At 70.3% G+C, this 19300-nt stretch carries 15 protein-coding genes; 11 read left to right on the top strand and 4 right to left on the bottom strand.

All coding sequences use genetic code 11. The features are described from left to right. Positions 1–6 precede the first annotated feature (6 nt). From ACFWV8_RS16645 to ACFWV8_RS16630, 4 genes are read left to right on the top strand one after another with little or no spacing between them, the layout of a single operon-like run. On the top strand, positions 7–1410 hold the full coding sequence (locus ACFWV8_RS16645; RefSeq protein ID WP_384202009.1) for a site-specific integrase: 1404 nt from the start codon (positions 7–9) through the stop codon (positions 1408–1410). Further along, the gene (locus ACFWV8_RS16640) at positions 1407–3137 is read left to right on the top strand and encodes a hypothetical protein (RefSeq protein WP_384201944.1); all 1731 of its coding nucleotides are present in this window, start codon (positions 1407–1409) and stop codon (positions 3135–3137) included. Before ACFWV8_RS16645 ends, ACFWV8_RS16640 begins: the two co-directional genes overlap by 4 nt. Further along, the gene (locus ACFWV8_RS16635; RefSeq protein WP_384201941.1) at positions 3134–5281 is read left to right on the top strand and encodes an integrase; all 2148 of its coding nucleotides are present in this window, start codon (positions 3134–3136) and stop codon (positions 5279–5281) included. Before ACFWV8_RS16640 ends, ACFWV8_RS16635 begins: the two co-directional genes overlap by 4 nt. Continuing rightward, on the top strand, positions 5278–5679 hold the full coding sequence (locus ACFWV8_RS16630) for a hypothetical protein (protein ID WP_384201938.1): 402 nt from the start codon (positions 5278–5280) through the stop codon (positions 5677–5679). The genes ACFWV8_RS16635 and ACFWV8_RS16630 overlap by 4 nt, the downstream gene beginning before the upstream one ends. Before the next feature lie 9 nt (positions 5680–5688). Here the strand turns inward: ACFWV8_RS16630 and ACFWV8_RS16625 are convergent, their stop codons facing one another. After that, complete coding sequence (locus ACFWV8_RS16625) at positions 5689–6171, bottom strand: hypothetical protein (protein WP_384201935.1); 483 nt, start codon at positions 6169–6171, stop codon at positions 5689–5691. Positions 6172–6238: 67 nt separating this feature from the next. Here ACFWV8_RS16625 and ACFWV8_RS16620 point away from each other — a divergent pair, with 67 nt between their 5' ends. The 3 genes from ACFWV8_RS16620 (at position 6239) to argF (ending at position 11127) form a co-directional block, all read left to right on the top strand. Further along, on the top strand, positions 6239–8578 hold the full coding sequence (locus ACFWV8_RS16620) for a polynucleotide kinase-phosphatase (RefSeq protein ID WP_384201933.1): 2340 nt from the start codon (positions 6239–6241) through the stop codon (positions 8576–8578). Positions 8579–8704: 126 nt separating this feature from the next. Next, the gene (locus ACFWV8_RS16615) at positions 8705–9937 is read left to right on the top strand and encodes an arginine deiminase (protein ID WP_329380200.1); all 1233 of its coding nucleotides are present in this window, start codon (positions 8705–8707) and stop codon (positions 9935–9937) included. A gap of 137 nt (positions 9938–10074) precedes the next feature. Next, the gene (gene argF / locus ACFWV8_RS16610; protein WP_384201930.1) at positions 10075–11127 is read left to right on the top strand and encodes an ornithine carbamoyltransferase; all 1053 of its coding nucleotides are present in this window, start codon (positions 10075–10077) and stop codon (positions 11125–11127) included. Between the two features lie 11 nt (positions 11128–11138). On the opposite strand, the gene ACFWV8_RS16605 is transcribed toward argF, so the two are convergent. Continuing rightward, complete coding sequence (locus ACFWV8_RS16605) at positions 11139–11555, bottom strand: ATP-binding protein (RefSeq protein WP_384201928.1); 417 nt, start codon at positions 11553–11555, stop codon at positions 11139–11141. 360 nt (positions 11556–11915) lie between these two features. Here ACFWV8_RS16605 and ACFWV8_RS16600 point away from each other — a divergent pair, with 360 nt between their 5' ends. Both ACFWV8_RS16600 and ACFWV8_RS16595 read left to right on the top strand, forming a co-directional pair. After that, positions 11916–12743: an enoyl-CoA hydratase family protein gene (locus tag ACFWV8_RS16600; protein ID WP_384201925.1), complete on the top strand. Its 828-nt coding sequence runs from the start codon at positions 11916–11918 to the stop codon at positions 12741–12743. Between the two features lie 2 nt (positions 12744–12745). Next, the gene (locus ACFWV8_RS16595; RefSeq protein ID WP_384202007.1) at positions 12746–15079 is read left to right on the top strand and encodes a bifunctional salicylyl-CoA 5-hydroxylase/oxidoreductase; all 2334 of its coding nucleotides are present in this window, start codon (positions 12746–12748) and stop codon (positions 15077–15079) included. Between the two features lie 29 nt (positions 15080–15108). Here ACFWV8_RS16595 and ACFWV8_RS16590 read toward each other — a convergent pair whose 3' ends face one another. Further along, positions 15109–15927: a PaaX family transcriptional regulator C-terminal domain-containing protein gene (locus tag ACFWV8_RS16590; protein WP_384201922.1), complete on the bottom strand. Its 819-nt coding sequence runs from the start codon at positions 15925–15927 to the stop codon at positions 15109–15111. 43 nt (positions 15928–15970) lie between these two features. Then, positions 15971–17614 (bottom strand): AMP-binding protein, encoded by a 1644-nt coding sequence (locus ACFWV8_RS16585; protein WP_384201919.1) that lies wholly within the window; start codon positions 17612–17614, stop codon positions 15971–15973. A gap of 106 nt (positions 17615–17720) precedes the next feature. Between ACFWV8_RS16585 and ACFWV8_RS16580 the strand changes: the two genes are divergently transcribed. After that, positions 17721–18842: an acyl-CoA dehydrogenase family protein gene (locus ACFWV8_RS16580; RefSeq protein WP_384201916.1), complete on the top strand. Its 1122-nt coding sequence runs from the start codon at positions 17721–17723 to the stop codon at positions 18840–18842. Continuing rightward, a complete protein-coding gene (locus ACFWV8_RS16575) occupies positions 18839–19267 on the top strand; it encodes a RidA family protein (protein ID WP_384201914.1) in 429 nt (142 codons plus the stop codon). Before ACFWV8_RS16580 ends, ACFWV8_RS16575 begins: the two co-directional genes overlap by 4 nt. Positions 19268–19300: the final 33 nt, after the last annotated feature.

Raw genomic sequence — 19300 nt, 5'->3', positions numbered from 1 at the left:
GATCCGGTGTTCGTGGCGCCGGACGGCACGGTGGATCGGGATCTGCTGGATTTCGTCCGGTCCATCGAATTCCGGAATCTGGAGCGGGAGACCAAGCGGAATTACGCGACGGATATCCGGTCACTGTTGACTTTCCTGTCCTCGCGCGGAGTTTGGTGGAGGCGGGCGACGCGGCAGGACTTGGCGGATTACCGGCACTGGAGATGCCGGGCTCCGCAGAATCCGCGCCGGATCGGTGGGACGAAGTGGAACCGGGAGGCGGCCGCGTTCACCAAGTTGTTCCGGTGGGCGAAGGTCTCCCCGATGCCGCTGGACGTCTCGCGGCGTGCGGACCGGGCCGCGGACTCGGTGAGCTCGCGGGTGTTGTGGCTGACGCCGCGGACGTGGGGACTGTGGTCGGACATCGGGCTGCGTGGCCACACCCGCACCGGAACGTCGGTGCCGGGGTGGGAGTCGCGGACGGAGCTGCGCAACACCAGCTTCGTGCAGCTGCTGCTCAGTTCCGGCCTGCGCCGACAGGAGGGCGGTTCGCTGCTCACCTTCGAACTGCCCAGCCAGCGCTTGAGGTTCGGCCGCTACTGCCATGGCCGCGTTGCCGCGGCGGTCACCCGGTCGAAGCAGAGCCGGGTCTTCTACGCGTCGGTGGACGCGGTCGGCCAGGCCGAGGCGTATGTGGAGTCGGAGCGCGCGTGGGCCGTGCAGCGCGCCCAGGCGGAAGGCCGCTACGAGCGACTGCCCATGATGCGGCTGTTCACGAAGGTGACGCGCGGCCTGAGGACGAGGATCGAGTGGATCGACTCGGACGGCGTCGTCGGCGGGCAGGAACTCAGCCGTCTGGGCTGGCGTGAGCGGCAGTGGCTGTTCGTGGAGGGCCCAGACGGACCGGAACCGGCGTGGTTGTGGCTGACCGAGCAGGGCCTGCCGATGGCCCCGGACCGGTGGAACGGCGTCTTCAGGGTGGCGAACCAGCGCTGCGAGGAAGTCCTACTCACGACCAAGGAGCGGGCGGGCGAGCGGGAGTTCCGGCTGGCGGAGGTACGCGGGAAGAGTCCGTACGCCACGCCGCATGCCGCACGTCATTCCATGGCCCTCTACATGCTGGTCCTGCTGAACCAGCTGGTGGAGACCCGTTACGGGCTTTCTGCCTCGGACCGGCGGGACTTCGCGTTGCTGTTCGGCGATCCGTGGTGGCTGGTGAAGACCCTCCTCGGGCATGCGGACGTGGAGGTGACGAAGCGGCACTACCTCGCGCCGGTCGCGCACTTGCAGCTGGAGTCGATCCTGGCCGCGGCTGAGCCCGTCGGCGAGGAGGAACCGCAGGTCGAGGACCTGGAGGGTGTCTTCGCCAGACTCGCCCGGGAGTCGGAGAGCATCCAGGACATCGACGCGGTTCTTGGGGTGGCCCGGTGACCGGGCGGGGACGGCGGGCCGTCCTGCCGCCCGCCAGCCACCACACCGAGCCGCCGCTGGCTCCCGACGGGCTCGTGGTGACGGTCGTCAACAAGGCCGGATACAAGAAGACGTTCGACTTCGCCGAGCTCGCGGTCGCCGATGCGATGCAGCGGTCGCTTGCCAGGGTGTTCGCGGCCCGGTCAGTGGGGTGGAACAGCCATGAGACCGCGCGGGCTTCATGGGTCACCGTGAAGGTCTTCGCGCGCTTCGTCTCCGAGCTGGAGACTCCTCCTGAGGACCTGGGGGATCTGACCGCTGCCATGCTCAAGCGCTGGCGCGCTCGGCATATCGGCACGAACAGCGGCAGGAGCGTGCTGCGTCAGGTGAGGCCGCTACTGAGGGCGGATCCGCGACTGGCCGACGGTCCGGTGGGAGAGGAGCTGGCCCGACGCACCCCCCAGACGGTGCCGATCAAGCAGTCGTACGGGAAGGAGGAGCGGGAGCGAGTGCTGCTGGTGGCCCAGCGGCAGTTTCGGACCGTTCTGCTGCGGATCCGCGAGAACACCCGCCTGCTGGAGAGATGGCGGGCCGGTGACCTGGTGGAAGACAGCCGCGACTGGCGCTTCGGAGAGGTCCTCGACCACCTCGCACGGACCGGCTACGTCCCGCACACGGTCATGCCGAGCGGGGAGTTCGTGAAGAACCACAAGCTGCTGGGTGGCACGAGCCCGGAGAACACCTGGGGCAGGCTCTTCCTGTCCCGTTCCGAACTCACCGCGTTGGGCGTGCTGTTGACTGACCGGTTCGGCTGGAACCTGTCCGTCTATGACCGGCTGCCGGCCCCGACCACGGCCCCGTCTGCCGGGTCGACGGCCACGGTGACCTATCAGGTTCAGATCGAAAAGCGCAGGCAAGGCGGGGGCCGCTGGTTCTCCACGGAGAACATCACCGACTCCGGGGCCGACTCCTCCGGCAGGCTGATCACTCAGGCGCTGGAAGCCACCGCGCACGGACGGGCGCTGGTTCATCGTCTCGCGCCCGACAACAACCTTTTGATGGTTGCGCGGATGCACTACCCCAAGCGGAGGCACCAGCGCACGGAGCGGCCCCGCCCGGTGGGCCCCTGCGCCTTCGGCATCGGCAACGGTGACGCCCAGCTTTGGTGGACCACGCATGAGCTGGGCGGATCTCCGTTCCAGCGGGCGCGCAGAACGACGGTGACGCGGGAAGGCCGTCCCCTTCAGCACAGCCAGGGCGCCCATCAGAGCACCTACGTGCTGCCCGATGAGCATGTTCAGCGCGCATCGCGGAGCGTCTTCGAGGCCGGTGCCCGCGAGGCCCTCGAACAGGCCCAGGCCGCGGTGTTCGCCGGCGACGTCGCCGCCGCCCCGGACCCTGACCACGAGCAGACCGTGACCGCGGACTGCGCGGACGAGACCTCCAGCCCCTGGCCTGACGCGGAGGGCGGCTGCGGAGCGGACTTCCTGCTCTGTCTGGCCTGCCCCAACGCCCGTGTTCACCCCGGCCATCACCCCCGGCTTGCTCACCTGCACCAGAAGGTGCACAGCCTTCAATCCGTCCTGCCGGAACCCTCCTGGCACGAGCGGTGGAGCGAGCACGCACTCCGTCTTGAGGACCTGCGCGACAAGGTCGGCCCGGCGGCCTGGAGTGCGGCTCTCGCCCGCGTGAACGACGAGGACCGCACCCTGGTCCACCTCCTGGTGAAGGGAGATCTCACCCCATGACCACCGTCGGCACCGCTGCCGAGATCGATACGTACCTGCTGGCCATGCCCGCACCGGGCAGCCCCGTAGTGCTGGCCCAGTGGATCAGCCGCGGCAACACCCACCCGAACTCCCACTACCAGGAGCCGATTTGGTCCATGGCCCCGCTCATCGACAACCCCGGAACCGGTCTGGTCAAACTCCACTGGAAGAACTGCCCGGGACCTCTGCGTGACCAGGTGAAACTCGCCGCCTGGACGATGATCAACGGCCAGCTGCGGCCCACCTACCTGCAAACCCGAGGAGTCCAGGCCCGATCCCGGTCGGGCGGCACGGACATGCTCGCCACCTGCCATGAATGGATGCGGCTCGCCCGTTGGCTGCACGAACGCCAGATCACCAGCTTGGCCGCCTGCACTGAGACGCAGTGGCGGGCATACGCGAGCGAGCGCCTGGGCCAGGTGTCCCGTGACACCGCGGCGATCATCTGCGTCCGTTTGGCGAACCTGTGGGCGTTCGACCAGCTCAGCGCCCGTCCTTCGGGCATCGCCCGCCCTCCGTGGGAAACCGAAGGAGTCGACGACTTCCTTCCCGCAGTCGGTACGGCCGGCGGCGGGGAGAACGCGACGGAGCCGCTGGACCCCCGGGTGCTCGGTCCGCTGCTGATCTGGGCCATCCGGTTCATCGACGACTTCGCCGACGACATCCTGGCGGCCTGGGCCGAACGCCGCCGCCTGGTCGCCGTTGCTGCCGCCACGAAGGCTGCGCCGGCCGGATGGGCCGCGCTGGAGGAGTGGCTGCTGCCCATGGCGCGGGCCGGTCACTCCCTGCCGGCCAATTCGGGGAAAAGCGAGATCCAGCTGGCCACCACCTACATCGCCGCACTCACCGGCTCCAACCGTGGCCAGGTTTCGAGGTTCGTCAAGCAGCACGGCCTCGCGGAGATCGCCGCGGAGCGGCCAGGGCCGTGTCCGCTGCGGGTGCCGGTCACCGGACGGATCAACGGCGAGCCATGGCGCGAACACGTGGACTTCAACGAGGCCGCAGAGTTAATGAAGCACTTGGGCACAGCCGCGACGATCACCTTGCTCGCCTTGACCGGCATGCGCCCCCAGGAGGTGCAGGGACTGCGTTCCGGCTGCTGTCCCGACCGCGCACCCGCCGCCGACGGCACCGACGGGAGGCACCTGATCCACAGTCACCACTACAAGAACGTCACCGACGACGACGGCAACCACATCTCCGCCGGTGAAGTCCGCCAAGTGCCCTGGGTCGCGATCACCCCGGTCGTTCACGCCATCCGCGTGCTGGAGCGCATGGTCCCGGAGAGAGAGCTCCTCCTCAGCACCGCCCACCACGAGTTCCATTCCCGCCACGGCCACGCGGGCGCGCTGAAGAAGCACACCTTGACCTTGCGCATCGAGTCTTTCGTGAACTGGGTGAACCGCGAGGCCGGGGCGCAGGGCCTGTCGGACCAGACCATTCCCGAGGACCCCCACGGCGCGATCGGACTGGGCCGGTTCAGAAGGTCTTTGGCCTGGCATATTGCCCGCCGCCCTGGCGGACTGGTCGCGCTCGCCATTCAGTACGGGCACATGCGCACCGTCCTCGATGCTCGCACCTCCAGCGGCTACGGAGCCCGCGGTCGCGGCGGTATCCACGCCATCCTGGACGTCGAAACGGCCCTTGCCGCCGCCGACACCGCTGCCCGACTGCGTGACCGCGTCGCCGCCCGCGAAAATGTCTCCGGGCCGGCCGCCCGCCGAGCCCTGACCGCCGCCGCCCACACCCCCCGCTTCGAGGGCCGCATCGTCCCCCGAACCTTCGCTAGGAAGGCCAGCAATTTCCTCGCCCGCGACGGCATCGTGCTCTACGACAACCCCGACGCGTTCCTGATCTGCGCCTTCAAGCATGACAACGCGCTGTGTGAACCAGAGCCAGGTGCGACCGCCCCGCGGCAGTACGACTGCCGACCCGGCTGCGGCAACACCGTCCGCACCGATACCCATGCCCGCCAGCTCCGCGAACGAGCGGACGAACTCGACCAGTTCGCCGCCCATGCCCCCGGCCCGGTCAGCAAGCGTCTGCACGCCAACGCCAGTCGGCTGCGTGAGACGGCCGACACCCATGACGCCACCGCCCACCCTGTCGAGGCCCTCACATGAACCAACAGCACCAGGACGAGCGCACTCGCATCCGTGAGGCGATGGACCGGCTCCTGACCGGGCAGGCCACCACCTCCAACGGCAGTCTCACCGTCGTCGCCCTCGCCGCCGAGGCCGACGTCCACCGCATGGCCCTTATGAAGCGGCACGCGGACTTGAGGAACGAGTTCTATGAACGAGTCCGTAATGAAACCCAGCAGATGCCGGAAACTGAGAAACGACTCCGGGAAACCGTCACAAAACTCAAGAAGACCGTCGCCAACCAGAAAATAGAGCTCGAAGATCTCCGTCAACGAGTAACCAATCTGACCCTTGCTGGCGCCGTTCTCAGCCAGAGAGCGGAGCCCTCCACGGGAAGCCGTGGCAACGTCGTTCCTCTCCGTCCGCCCACCACCTGAGGGTCCTGATCAGCGGGGCGGGAAGGAAGCCAGAGCGAACTCCCACTGGTCAGCCGCCTGGAGCAAGGCAGCCGTCCCCACTCGCACCTCGACGAAGTACTGGTAAATGTCCGTCCTGTCGTCACCCTGCTGGAATGGGGGTGTGGCCTCCAAGGACAGGTGAACGCGAATCGCCGCCTCCCCTTCGCCTCGGTCGGCGAGGCTAAGGGCGAGGACCGGCTCAACGAACCATATGTCCGGGGACAACCACCCTTCGGCATCAGGGCCGGTCACAGCCACGGTCTCCGCAGCCACCGCACGCAGCCAAGCGGCAACCTGACCAGCTTCATCGGTCAATAGACATGGGTCAGTAAATGACCAGGTGCCCTCGGGAGTTGTTACCGCTCCTTCGATGACCAGCCAATTGTCGTCGTATGAATCGCCCCGAACCGCAGAGAACTGATAGCGCACCGGGCGCAGCTCCACACTGCTCACATGATCATTCAGAAGCACCGTCACAGGATGGCACAGGGCCTCTCCTCCGAGTTCCGGAGCAGCCTACTGGTCCGAACAGAAGGACTTGACGGGGAACACCACCAACGTCCAGCCCGAGAGCCGCCGGCAGCTCGTGCGGCTCGCCAGGGAGCACGACGTGCTGCCCATCGCGATCGTCCTCGATCTCCCCGAAGGGATATGCGCCGAACGCAACGCCGCCCGCCCCGACCGCGCCGGCATGCCTCGCCATGTCATCAAGCGCCACCAGCGGGAACTGCGCCGTTCGCTGCGCGGGCTCGAACGCGAGGGCTTCCGCAAGGTGCACATCCTGCGCGGCGTCGAGGAGGTCGAGCGCGCCGAGGTCGTCACCGAGCGCCGCTACAACGACCTCACCCACCTCACCGGCCCCTTCGACATCATCGGCGACATTCACGGCTGCCGCTCCGAGCTGGACACACTGCTGGCCGAGCTCGGTTACCCGGACGGCGGCGGCGCGCACCCCGAAGGCCGTACGGCGGTCTTCGTCGGTGACCTCGTCGACCGCGGCCCCGACAGCCCCGGCGTGCTGCGCCGCGTGATGCGCATGGTCGCCTCGGGCAACGCGCTGTGCGTGCCGGGCAACCACGAGAACAAGCTCGGCCGCTGGCTCAAGGGCCGCAAGGTCCAGCTGACCCACGGACTCGCCGAGACCGTCGAGCAGTTGGAGAAGGAGGACGACGCCTTCCGCGCCGAGGTGCTGGCCTTCATCGACGGTCTCGTCTCCCACTACGTCCTGGACGGCGGCAAGTTGGTCGTCTGCCATGCCGGACTGCCGGAGAAGTACCACGGCCGCACATCGGGCCGGGTCCGTTCGCACGCGCTGTACGGCGACACGACCGGCGAGACGGACGAGTTCGGCCTGCCCGTGCGCTACCCGTGGGCCGAGGACTACCGGGGCCGGGCGGCGGTCGTGTACGGGCACACCCCCGTACCGAACACCTCCTGGATCAACAACACCATCTGCCTCGACACCGGTGCGGTCTTCGGCGGCAGGATGACGGCGCTGCGCTGGCCCGAGCGTGAGCTGGTCGACGTACCGGCGGAGCGTGTCTGGTACGAGCCCGCGAAGCCGCTGCACACGGCGGCCCCCGGCGGCCGTGAGGGCCGGCCGCTCGACCTCGCCGACGTGCACGGCAAGCGTGTCGTGGAGACCCGCCACATGGGCCGGCTCGCGGTGCGCGAGGAGAACGCGGCGGCGGCCCTTGAGGTCATGAGCCGTTTCGCGGTCGACCCGCGGCTGCTCGCCTACCTGCCGCCGACCATGGCGCCCACCGCGACGTCACGCGAGGACGGTTTTCTGGAGCACCCGGCCGAGGCGTTCGCGCAGTACCGCGACGACGGTGTGGAGCGGGTCGTGTGTGAGGAGAAGCACATGGGCTCGCGCGCGGTGGCCCTGGTCTGCCGCGACGCGGCCGTGGCGCGCGAGCGCTTCGGCATCGGCGACGCAGACGCAGACGACGGCGCGGGCGGCCACGACGCACCGACCGGCGCGCTGCACACCCGCACCGGCCGGCCCTTCTTCGACGACCCGGCGGTCACCGAGGAGATCCTGGGCCGCCTCCGTACGGCCGTCGGCGCCGCCGGTCTCTGGGACGAGCTCGAAACGGACTGGCTGCTTCTCGACGCCGAGCTGATGCCCTGGTCGCTGAAGGCCACCGGCCTGCTGCGCACGCAGTACGCGGCGGTCGGCGCGGCTGCCGGCGCCGCCTTCCCGGCCGTGACGGGTGCGCTCGAAGCGGCCGTGGCCCGGGGCGTCGACGTGGGCGCGCTGCTGGCCGGCCAGCGGGAACGGGCCGCTGACGCGGCGGCGTTCACGGAGGCGTACCGCCGCTACTGCTGGGAGACGGACGGCCTGGAGGGCGTACGGCTCGCGCCGTTCCAGCTCCTCGCCGCGCGGGGCCGCAGCCTGGCCGCCGTACCGCACGACCAGCAGCTTGCCTGGCTCGACCGCCTGACCGAGCACGACCCGACCGGTCTTCTCCAGGTCACCCGGAGGCTGGTCGTGGAGACGGGCGACGAGGCGTCGGTGGGGGCTGGGGTCGACTGGTGGCTGGAGATGACCGGGCGCGGCGGCGAGGGCATGGTCGTCAAGCCGCTCCAGGCTCTCGTACAGGACGGCAAGGGGCGGCTGGTGCAGCCGGGCATCAAGGTGCGCGGGCGGGAGTACCTGCGGATCATCTACGGCCCCGAGTACACCCGGCCGGAGAATCTGGAGCGGCTGCGCGGCCGGTTCCTGGGTCACAAGCGGTCGCTGGCGCTGCGGGAGTACGCGCTGGGCCTCGAAGCGCTGGACCGGCTGGCGGACGACGAGCCGCTGTGGCGCGTCCACGAGGCGGTGTTCGCGGTGCTGGCACTGGAGTCGGAACCGGTCGACCCCCGCCTCTAGGGCGCGTCCTGGCGCCCGGGGGCCCGGGTGCCAGGACGCGCACCCGGGCCCCGGTCCCGTCACCCCGTCGCCCGGTCTCTGGGGCATTCGCCGCGTGAAAGCCACCCGATCCGCGAGGATGGGGGCATGGGATTCCACGTCGACTCCGAGACCGGGCGGCTGCGCCGCGTCATACTGCACCGCCCCGACCTGGAGCTCAAGCGGCTCACCCCCAGCAACAAGGACATGTTGCTGTTCGACGACGTGCTCTGGGTGCGCCGCGCGCGCGAGGAGCACGACGGCTTCGCCGACGTCCTGCGCGACCGTGGCGTCAAGGTTCATCTCTTCGGCGACCTGCTCCGTGAGTCCCTGGACATCCCGACGGCGCGCGCCCTCGTCCTGGACCGTGTCTTCGACGAGAAGGAGTACGGCCCGCTCGCCACCGACCACCTCCGCGCGGTCTTCGACTCGCTGCCGACGGACGAGCTCGCTGAGGCGCTGGTCGGCGGGATGACCAAGCGGGAGTTCCTGGACAGCCACGCCGAACCGACCTCCGTCCGCTTCCATGTCATGGATCTGGACGACTTCCTGCTCGACCCGCTGCCGAACCACATCTTCACGCGCGACACCTCAGCCTGGATCTACGACGGGGTCTCCATCAACGCGATGCGCTGGCCCGCCCGGCAGCGCGAGACCGTCCATTTCGAGGCGATCTACAAGCACCACCCGCTCTTCACCGGACCGGACGCCGGGCCCTTCCACCACTGGTCGGAGGGGCAGGCCGACTATCCCTCCACCATCGAGGGCGGCGACGTCCTGGTCATCGGTGAGGGCGCCGTGCTGATCGGGATGAGCGAGCGCACCACGCCGCAGGCCGTCGAGATGCTGGCGCGCGGGATGTTCGAGGCCGGTTCGGCCCGGACGATCGTGGCGCTCGACATGCCCAAGCGGCGCGCCTTCATGCATCTCGACACGGTGATGACGATGGTCGACCGTGACGTCTTCACGCAGTACGCGGGCCTCGGCATGCTCCGCTCGTACACGATCGAGCCGGGCGCGGGCGGGAACGAACTCAAGGTGACCGACCATCCGCCGGAGCACATGCACCGCGCGATCTCCGCCGCCCTGGGCCTGGACAGGATCCGTGTCCTGACCGCGACCCAGGACGTGCACGCGGCCGAGCGCGAGCAGTGGGACGACGGCTGCAACGTGCTGGCCGTGGAGCCGGGGGTGGTCGTGGCGTACGAGCGCAACGCCACCACCAACACGTTTCTGCGCAAGCAGGGGATCGAGGTGATCGAGATCCGTGGCAGTGAGCTGGGCCGGGGGCGGGGCGGGCCGCGCTGTATGAGCTGCCCGATCGAGCGGGACGCCGTGTGATCGAAGCAGCCGCCCGGCCCCAGGACCCTCTGTATATCAATACGGAATGGCGTATATAGTTCCAAGGTCTCTGTATCGGTCCCGTACAGGTCCCGGTATCCCCCAGTCCCCGTATTCGCGAAGCAGGAGCAGCCATCATGGCGATACAACTCGCAGGCCGCCACTTCCTCAAGGAGCTCGACTTCACCGCCGAGGAGTTCCGTGGGCTGGTCGAGCTGGCCGCCGGGCTCAAGGCCGCGAAGAAGGCGGGCAACGAGGTCCAGCTCCTGCGCGGCAAGAACATCGCCCTCATCTTCGAGAAGGCATCCACCCGCACCCGCTGCGCCTTCGAGGTGGCCGCCGCCGACCAGGGTGCCTCCACGACGTACATCGACCCGGCCGGCTCGCACATCGGGAAGAAGGAGTCCGCGAAGGACACCGCCCGCGTGCTCGGCCGGATGTTCGACGGCATCGAGTTCCGGGGCGACGCGCAGTCGACCGTCGAGGAGCTGGCCGCCCACGCCGGAGTGCCCGTCTTCAACGGACTCACCGCCGACTGGCACCCCACCCAGATGCTCGCCGACGTGCTCACGATGACCGAGCACACGGACAAACCGCTGGACCGGATCGTCTTCGCCTACCTCGGTGACGCCCGCTACAACATGGGCAACTCCTACCTCGTCACCGGCGCGCTGCTGGGCATGGACGTACGGATCGTCGGGCCCCGCGCCTACTGGCCGGCGGACGACGTCGTCGCCGTGGCACGCAAGGCCGCCGAGATCAGCGGCGCCCATATCACCCTCACCGAGTCCATCGCGGAGGGTGTCAGCGGCGCGGACTTCGTGGCCACGGACGTGTGGGTGTCGATGGGGGAGCCGCAGGAGGTCTGGGACGAGCGCATCGCGGCGCTCGGCCCGTACAGCGTGACGATGGACGTGCTGAGCGCGACCGGGAATCCGGACGTGAAGTTCCTGCACTGCCTCCCGGCCTTCCACGACCTCGGGACGGTCGTCGGGTGGGAGATCCATGAACGCCACGGGCTCACGGAACTCGAAGTGACCGACGAGGTCTTCGAGTCCGCGCACTCGGTGGTCTTCGACGAGGCGGAGAACCGGCTGCACACCATCAAGGCCGTACTCGTCGCGACGCTGGCCCCTGACCTGGCCCCCGGCCTCGCGCCCACCCCCGCGCCCGGCCAGGCGCGCCGGTGACGCCGGGCGGCTCAGCGCGCTGACAGCGTGAACCAGACCGCCTTGCCCTGATCCGTCGGGCGATGACCGCAGTCGGCGCTCAGCCTGCGGATCAGGAGCAGCCCCCGGCCGTGCTCCTGCCAGGGGTCCGGCATCTGGCCGGGCACGGGCGTCGTCAGGTCGCCCGGCGGGCCGGGGTCGCCGTCGTGGACCTCGATCTGGCAGCCCGACGGCAGCAGCTCGACCACCAGCTCTATAGGGACGGCCGGATCCGTGTGCTCGACGGCGTTGGCGACCAGCTCAGCCGTCAGCAGCTCCGCCGTGTCACTGTCCGCCGTCGGCCCGATGTCGGCCAGCGCCGTACGGATCAGGGCACGCGCCATCGGCACAGCCGCCGCGCTGTGCGGCAGCGTGATGCGCCAGAAGGCGGTGTCCGGTCTTTCGGGCAAGGCGGGAATTCCGTTCGAGGTGCTGTTCCGAGGTGCTGTGGAGATGCCACGAGATCCAGGGCCGGAACATGGGGAGTCTCCCGGCACGGGAGGGGCTTGGGCCAGCTTTACGGAGCGTAAACATGTTCACAAGGGGCAGCGGACTGCTGGAAATGGGACCTCCGCCACATATCACCCGGGACCTTTGGCGGCACCGGTGAGACGCGCCCGACGCGGTCGGCGCGCGCCTTATCGCGTACTCGTGACGGAAGTCACGGACAAGTGATACCTTGCTTTCGAGGGTCCGGGGGGTCCGCCCCCGGCGTCCCGCGCCCATCGGGCGACCGGCACACGGCATCGAGCTGAAGGAGGCCGCACCCCATGAGCCCGTTCTCCGGCTCCACCCCCCGCACCGAGGAGTGGCGCCATCTGCGGCTGACACGCGAGGACGGCGTCGCGACCGTCACCCTCGCCCGGCCCGACAAGCTCAACGCCCTCACCTTCGGCGCCTACGCCGACCTGCGCGACCTGCTCGCCGAGCTGTCCAGGGAGCGGTCCGTCCGCGCCCTCGTGCTGGCGGGCGAGGGGCGCGGCTTCTGCTCGGGCGGTGACGTGGACGAGATCATCGGTGCCACGCTCTCCATGGACACCGCCCAGCTCCTCGACTTCAACCGGATGACCGGGCAGGTCGTCAGGGCCGTACGCGAATGCCCGTTCCCGGTGATCGCCGCCGTGCACGGGGTCGCCGCCGGGGCCGGTGCGGTCCTCGCGCTGGCCGCCGACTTCCGGGTCGCCGACCCCACCGCGCGCTTCGCGTTCCTCTTCACCCGCGTCGGTCTCTCCGGCGGTGACATGGGCGCGGCCTATCTGCTGCCGCGCGTCGTCGGCCTCGGGCATGCCACCCGGCTGCTGATGCTGGGCGAGCCCGTGCGTGCGCCCGAGGCCGAACGGATCGGCCTCATCAGCGAGTTGACCGACGAGGGCGCCTCCGACGCCCGCGCACACGAGCTCGCCCGCCGGCTCGCGGACGGCCCGGCCCTCGCGTACGCGCAGACCAAGGCGCTCCTCACGGCCGAGCTGGACATGCCGCTCGCCGCGTCCGTCGAACTGGACGCGGCCACGCAGGCGTTGCTGATGAACGGCGAGGACTACGCGGAGTTCCACGCCGCTTTCACGGAGAAGCGCCCGCCCAAGTGGCAGGGCCGCTAGCCGTGTCGACGCAGGCGCAGGCACCGTCGCAAGCAGCTGGGGAACCTCTCAGGATCGCCGTCATCGGCGGCGGCCCCGGCGGGCTGTACGCCGCCGTCCTGCTCAAACGGCTGGACCCGCGCCGCGAGATAACCGTCTGGGAGCGCAACGCCCCCGACGACACCTTCGGTTTCGGGGTCGTCCTCTCCGACGAGACCCTCGGCGGTATCGAGCACGCCGACCCCACCGTCCACAGCGCCCTCCAGGACGAGTTCGTGCGCTGGGACGACATCGACATCGTCCACCGGGGCCGCACCCTGACCTCCGGCGGTCATGGCTTCGCCGCCCTCGGCCGCCGCCGGCTCCTCGAAATCCTGCACGAGCGCTGCGCGTCCCTGGGCGTACGGCTCCGCTTCTGCACCCAGGCACCGTCCGCCGCCGAACTCGCCGCCACCCACGATCTGGTGATCGCCGCCGACGGGGTCAACAGCCGCACCCGCGAGACCCACGCCGATGTCTTCCGGCCCACCCTCACCACCGAACGCTGCCGCTACATCTGGCTCGCCGCCGACTTCGCCTTCGACGCCTTCCGCTTCGAGATCGCCGAGACCGAGCACGGTGTGATGCAGCTGCACGGCTATCCGTTCTCGCCCGACGCCAGCACCGTCATCGTCGAGATGCGCGAAGAGGTCTGGCTCGCCGCTGGGTTCGACACGCTCGACGAGCGGCAGTCCACCGAACAGTGCGCCAAGATCTTCGCCGACGCGCTGGACGGCCGGGAGTTGCGCGCCAACAAGTCGTCCTGGACCGCGTTCCGTACGGTCGTGAACGAACGCTGGAGCCACGGCAACGTGGTCCTCATCGGCGACGCCGCCCACACCGCGCACTTCTCCATCGGCTCCGGCACGAAGCTCGCCGTCGAGGACGCCCTGGCGCTCGCGGCGTGTATTGAAGAGCAGGGGCCGGAGCTGCCCGCCGCGCTCGCCGCGTACGAGGCCGAGCGGCGGCCCGTCGTGGAGTCAACGCAGCGCGCGGCGGCGGCGAGTCTGCGCTGGTTCGAGGAGCTGGCGACGTATACGGACCAGCCGGCCCGGCAGTTCGCGTTCGGCCTGCTCACCCGGAGCCGCCGCGTCACGCACGACAATCTGCGCCTGCGCGACGCCGGCTTCACCGGCGCGGTGGAGGCGGACTTCGGCTGCGAGCCCGGTACGCCCCCGATGTTCACCCCCTTCCGGCTGCGGGGACTGACCCTGCGCAACCGGGTCGTCGTCTCGGCCATGGACATGTACGTCGCCGAGGACGGCATGCCCGGCGACTTCCACCTCGTGCATCTCGGGGCGCGTGCCCTCGGCGGGGCAGGTCTCGTCATGACCGAGATGGTGTGCGTGAGCCCGGAGGGCAGGATCACCCCGGGCTGCACGGGGCTCTGGACGGACGAACAGGGCGCGGCGTGGCGGCGGGTGACGGACTTCGTGCACCACGGCGCACCCACCGGGGCAGGCGAGCACGGAGCCGCGATCGGCGTTCAACTCGGCCACTCCGGACGCAAAGGCTCCACCCGCCTCATGTGGGAGGGCATGGACCAGCCCCTGCCGGACGGCAACTGGCCGCTGTCCGCCGCCTCCGCCGTCCCGTACCTGCCGGAGGTCGGCCAGGTCCCGCACGCCCTCGACCGGGCCGGACTGACCGCGATCCGCGAGCAGTTCGCTTCGGCGGCCCGCCGCGCAGCCGACGCGGAGTTCGACCTGCTCGAACTGCACTGCGCCCATGGGTACTTGCTCTCCGGCTTCCTCTCCCCGCTGACCAACACCCGGACCGACGCGTACGGCGGCGACCTCGCGGGACGGCTCCGCTACCCGCTCGAAGTCTTCGACGCGGTACGGGAGTTGTGGCCGGACTACCGGCCGATGACGGTACGGATCTCTGCCACCGACTGGGCCACGGGCGGCAACACCGCCGAGGAGGCGGTCGAGATCGCCCGCGCGTTCGTCGCGCACGGCGCCGACGCGATCGACGTGTCGACCGGGCAGGTCGTCGCCGAGGAACGCCCCGAGTTCGGCCGCTCCTACCAGACACCGTTCGCCGACCGGATCCGTAACACCCTCTCGGTGCCAGTCATCGCCGTGGGCGCCATCTCGTCGTGGGACGACGTCAATTCACTGCTCCTGGCCGGCCGCGCCGATCTGTGCGCGCTGGCCCGCCCCCACCTCTACGACCCGCACTGGACCCTGCACACGGCGGCCGACCAGGGCTACAGCGGTCCTGCCGCGCCGTGGCCACTGCCGTACCGCGCGGGCAGCCGCACACCCCCGACGGGCCGCACGGACGGCCCGAAACCAAGGCTCACCCTGACCTGACCCTGGCCTCCCCGGCGGGTCGCCTGATTTCACGCGGGGTGTACGAACCGCGCCCCGGCGTCACGCAGTTGGGCGTGCAGCGCCGTGAAGACCTCCGCCGAACGCCCGCCCGGCCACCCCCGGGGCAGCAGCTCCACCGGCAACCCCGGGTCGGCATAGGGGAGTTGGCGCCAGGAGTCGAGCGCGAGCAGATAGTCCCGGTAGGCGTCCTCGGCCGATGCGGGGGCCGGTCCGTGCGTCTGCCACCGCCGCAGCACCGGCTCGTGCGCCGTCAGGAACCCCGTGTGCAGCGTGGCGATCTCCCCGAGGTCCCACCACCGCCCCACCGCATCCGCCGTCGCCGCGAAACCCAGGTGCCCGCCGCGGAACAGGTCGACGTACGGGTCGAGCCGCAGCCGCTCCAGCGCGTGCCGCGTCTCCTCGTACAGATGGCCCGGCGCGATCCACACACCCGGCGCTGCGGTCCCGAAGCCCAGCCGGGCCAGCCGCGACCGCAGCTGATGACGCTTGTGCCGCTCGGCCTCCGGGACGGAGAACACCGCGAGCACCCAGCCGTCCGACAGCCGGGGCACCGGACGGTCGTAGATGCGCCGGTCGCCGTCGTCGAGCAGTTGCCGCGCGTCGGCCGACAGCGCGTAACCCGCCGCGCCCTCCGCGGTGCGCTCGGCGATCAGCAGCCCCCGGCGCTTGAGCCGTGACACCGACGACCGCACCGACGGCGCGTCGACCCCGAGCGCGCCGAGCAGCCGGACCAGCTCGGCCACGGCGAGCGGGGCGCCGTCCGGTGTCCGGCCGTACGCGCCGTACAGGGTGACGATCAGGGATCGCGGAGTGTGCTGCTCGGCCACGTGATCACTCTAAGGGGTGCGCGGAACGGCTTCTGAGGGGTGCTCAGGCGCCAGGCCGGAGCCGGAACCGCTGGAGTTTGCCCGTCGGCGTACGGGGGAGCGCGTCCAGGAACTCGAAGACGCGCGGGCATTTGTACGGCACCAGCCGCGACGTGACGAACGCGCGGAGCGCTTCCGCCGCCTCCTCGCCGGGCCGCACCCCCTCGCGCAGCACTATGTACGCCGCCACTATCTGGCCCCGCAGCTCGTCGGGGTGGCCCACCACCGCCGCCTCCGCCACGTCTGGATGCGCCAGCAGCGCCTCCTCGACCTGAGGGCCCGCGATGTTGTACCCGGCCGAGATGATCATGTCGTCCGCGCGTGCGACATAGCGGAAGTAGCCGTCGGGCTCCCGTACGTAGGTGTCTCCGGTGAGGTTCCAGCCGTCGCGTACGTAGACGGTCTGGCGCGGATCGGCGAGATAACGGCAGCCCACCGGACCACGGACCGCCAGCAGCCCCGGCTCCCCGTCGGGCACCGGGGCGCCGGACTCGTCCACGACGCGCGCCTCCCAGCCGGGCACCGGCAGGCCCGTCGTGCCGGGTCTGACCGCCTCGTCGGCGGCCGAGATGAAGATGTGCAGCAGCTCGGTGGCGCCGATGCCGTTGATGACACGGATACCGGTCCGCTCGTACCAGTCCTGCCAGGTCGCGGCGGGCAGGTTCTCCCCGGCCGACACGCAGCGGCGCAGCCCGGAGATGTCGTACGCGGCCCCGCCGGCCCCGGCCAGCTCGTTGAGCATCACGCGATACGCGGTCGGCGCCGTGAACAGCACGGACACCCCGCGTTCGGTGACAGCCCCCAACAGCTGCTTGGGGCTCGCGTGTTCGAGGAGCAGCGCCGAGGCGCCCGCCCGCATCGGGAAGACCACCAACCCGCCGAGCCCGAAGGTGAAGCCGAGCGGCGGGCTGCCCGCGAACACGTCGTCCGGCTCCGGGCGCAGCACATGGCGCGAGAACGTGTCGGCGATGGTGAGCACATCGCGGTGGAAGTGCATACACCCCTTGGGCCGCCCCGTCGTTCCCGAGGTGAAGGCGATGAGCGCGACGTCGTCGCCGGCGGTCCGCACCGCCTCGTACCGCTCCCGTTTCCCCTCCGCCAGCCGCAGCAGATCGTCCGGCGCGTCTCCTCCGTATGTCGCGACGCGCAGCCCCGGCACCTCCGCCTTGACCAGGTCGTCCACCGATCTCACGTCGCAGAGCGCGTGTCCGACGCGCGCGATCTCGCACATCGTGGCCAGCTCGCTCGCCCGCTGCTGGGCGAGCACCGTCACCGCCACGGCGCCCGCCTTCAGCACGGCGAGCCAGCACGCGGCCAGCCAGGGTGTCGTCGGCCCGCGCAGCAGGACCCGGTTGCCGGGCACCACACCCAGGTCGGAGGTCAGGACGTGGGCGATCCGGTCGACATGGGTGCGCAGTTGACCGTACGACCAGGTGTCGCCCGACGGGAGATGGAAGACGGGGCGGTCGGCGCCGAAGCGGTCCACGGTGCGGTCGAGCAGTTCGACGGCGCAGTTGAGCCGGTAGGGCCCGCGCAGGGAGGGCGGGTCGAAGACGAGTTCCGGCCACTGCTCGGGCGGCGGCAGATGGTCGCGCGGAAAAGTGTCGCGGTGCGCCGAGGGCGTGAGTACCGCCGGTGTCAGCTCCATCGTTCGCCCCCTCGTGGGGTGGCTTGGTGGCCTAGTGCATCGAGCGTATCGTGTGGGTGACGACAGTCAACAGTCCGCGATAGACGCGATTCAAGTGAGGGCCCGGATGCCCGTATTCTCGCTCGATCCGGCACAAAAGTCCTGGTGTGACGAGCTGCGCACCCTCGCCGCCGACCGGCTGCGCCCGCTCGCGGAGAAGGGCGGGCCCGGCCGGATCAACCGCCCGCTGGTCGCCGCCCTCGGTGAGCTGGGACTCCTCGACCGCATGCTGAGCGCCGGGGCGCTCGATCTCTGTCTGCTGCGCGAGTCGCTGGCCCACGAATGTACGGAGGCGGAGACCGCGCTCGCCCTCCAGGGGCTCGGCAGCCATCCCGTCCTCCGGTCAGGCACCGACGAGCAGCGAGCGCGCTGGCTGCCCGAGGTGGCGGCGGGGCGCGCCGTGGCCGCGTTCGCGCTGAGCGAGCCGGGTGCCGGGTCGGACGCTGCGGCGCTCGCGCTCACCGCCGTACCGAAGAATGGTCCCGACGGCCCCGGCTGGCTGCTCACCGGCGAGAAGCGCTGGATCTCCAACGCGCCCGAGGCGGACTTCTACACCGTCTTCGCCCGTACGACCCCGGGCGCGGGCGCGCGCGGCGTCACCGCGTTCCTCGTCCCCGCCGACCGGCCCGGACTGACCGGCACCCCGATCGAGATGCTCTCGCCGCACCCCATCGGCGCCCTGGCCTTCGACTCCGTACCGGTGAGCGAAGCCGATGTCCTGGGCGAGGTGGACCGGGGCTTCCGGGTCGCCATGGACACCCTCAACCTCTTCCGCCCGAGCGTCGGTGCCTTCGCCGTCGGCATGGCCGGCGCCGCGCTGGAAGCGACTCTCGCCCACACCGCCGACCGCACCGCGTTCGGCGGCCCGCTCAAGGACCTCCAGTCCGTCTCCCACCAGGTCGCCGAGATGGCGACGCGTACGGAGGCGGCCCGGCTGCTGGTGTACGCGGCGGCCGAGGCGTACGACACGGGGGCGCCGGACGTGCCGCGCCGCTCGGCGATGGCGAAGCTGTTCGCGACGGAGACCGCGCAGTACGTGGTCGACGCCGCCGTCCAACTCCACGGCGCACGGGCCCTGCGACGCGGGCATCTGCTGGAACACCTCTACCGGGAAGTCCGCGCGCCCCGTATCTACGAGGGCGCCACCGAGGTCCAACGCACCATCATCGCGAAGGAGTTGTACGGATGAGCGGCCTGGAGCGCACCAACCCCGCCGAACTCTCCCCGCCGTCCGGTTTCTCGCACGCGGTGAGCGTGACGGCGACCGACGGCCGGCTGGTGTTCCTGGCCGGCCAGACCGCGCTCGACCGGACGGGCGCGATCGTGGGGCAGACCCTGGTCGAGCAGTTCGAGACCGCCCTTGGCAACCTCCTCACGGCGCTCGCCGCGACGGGCGGCACCCCGGCGCATCTCGCGCGCGTCACCGTCTATGCGACCGACGTCGCGGACTACCGCGCCCACGCCGCCGAACTGGGACGGGTGTGGAAGCGGCTCGCGGGCCGCGACTACCCGGCGATGGCGGTGATCGGCACGGTGCGGCTCTGGGACGAGAGCGCGCTCGTGGAGCTGGACGGCATCGCGATGGTGCCCCACGAGCCCCCGACAGCCAGTTAGTTTAGTAAAGGATAAGTAATCCAACGTCAACCC

It is taken from the genome of Streptomyces sp. NPDC058665 (assembly GCF_042714995.1).
Lineage (GTDB): Bacteria > Actinomycetota > Actinomycetes > Streptomycetales > Streptomycetaceae > Streptomyces.
Note: the sequence above shows the minus strand (reverse complement) of the source record. Positions and strands in the feature narration are given on the sequence as shown.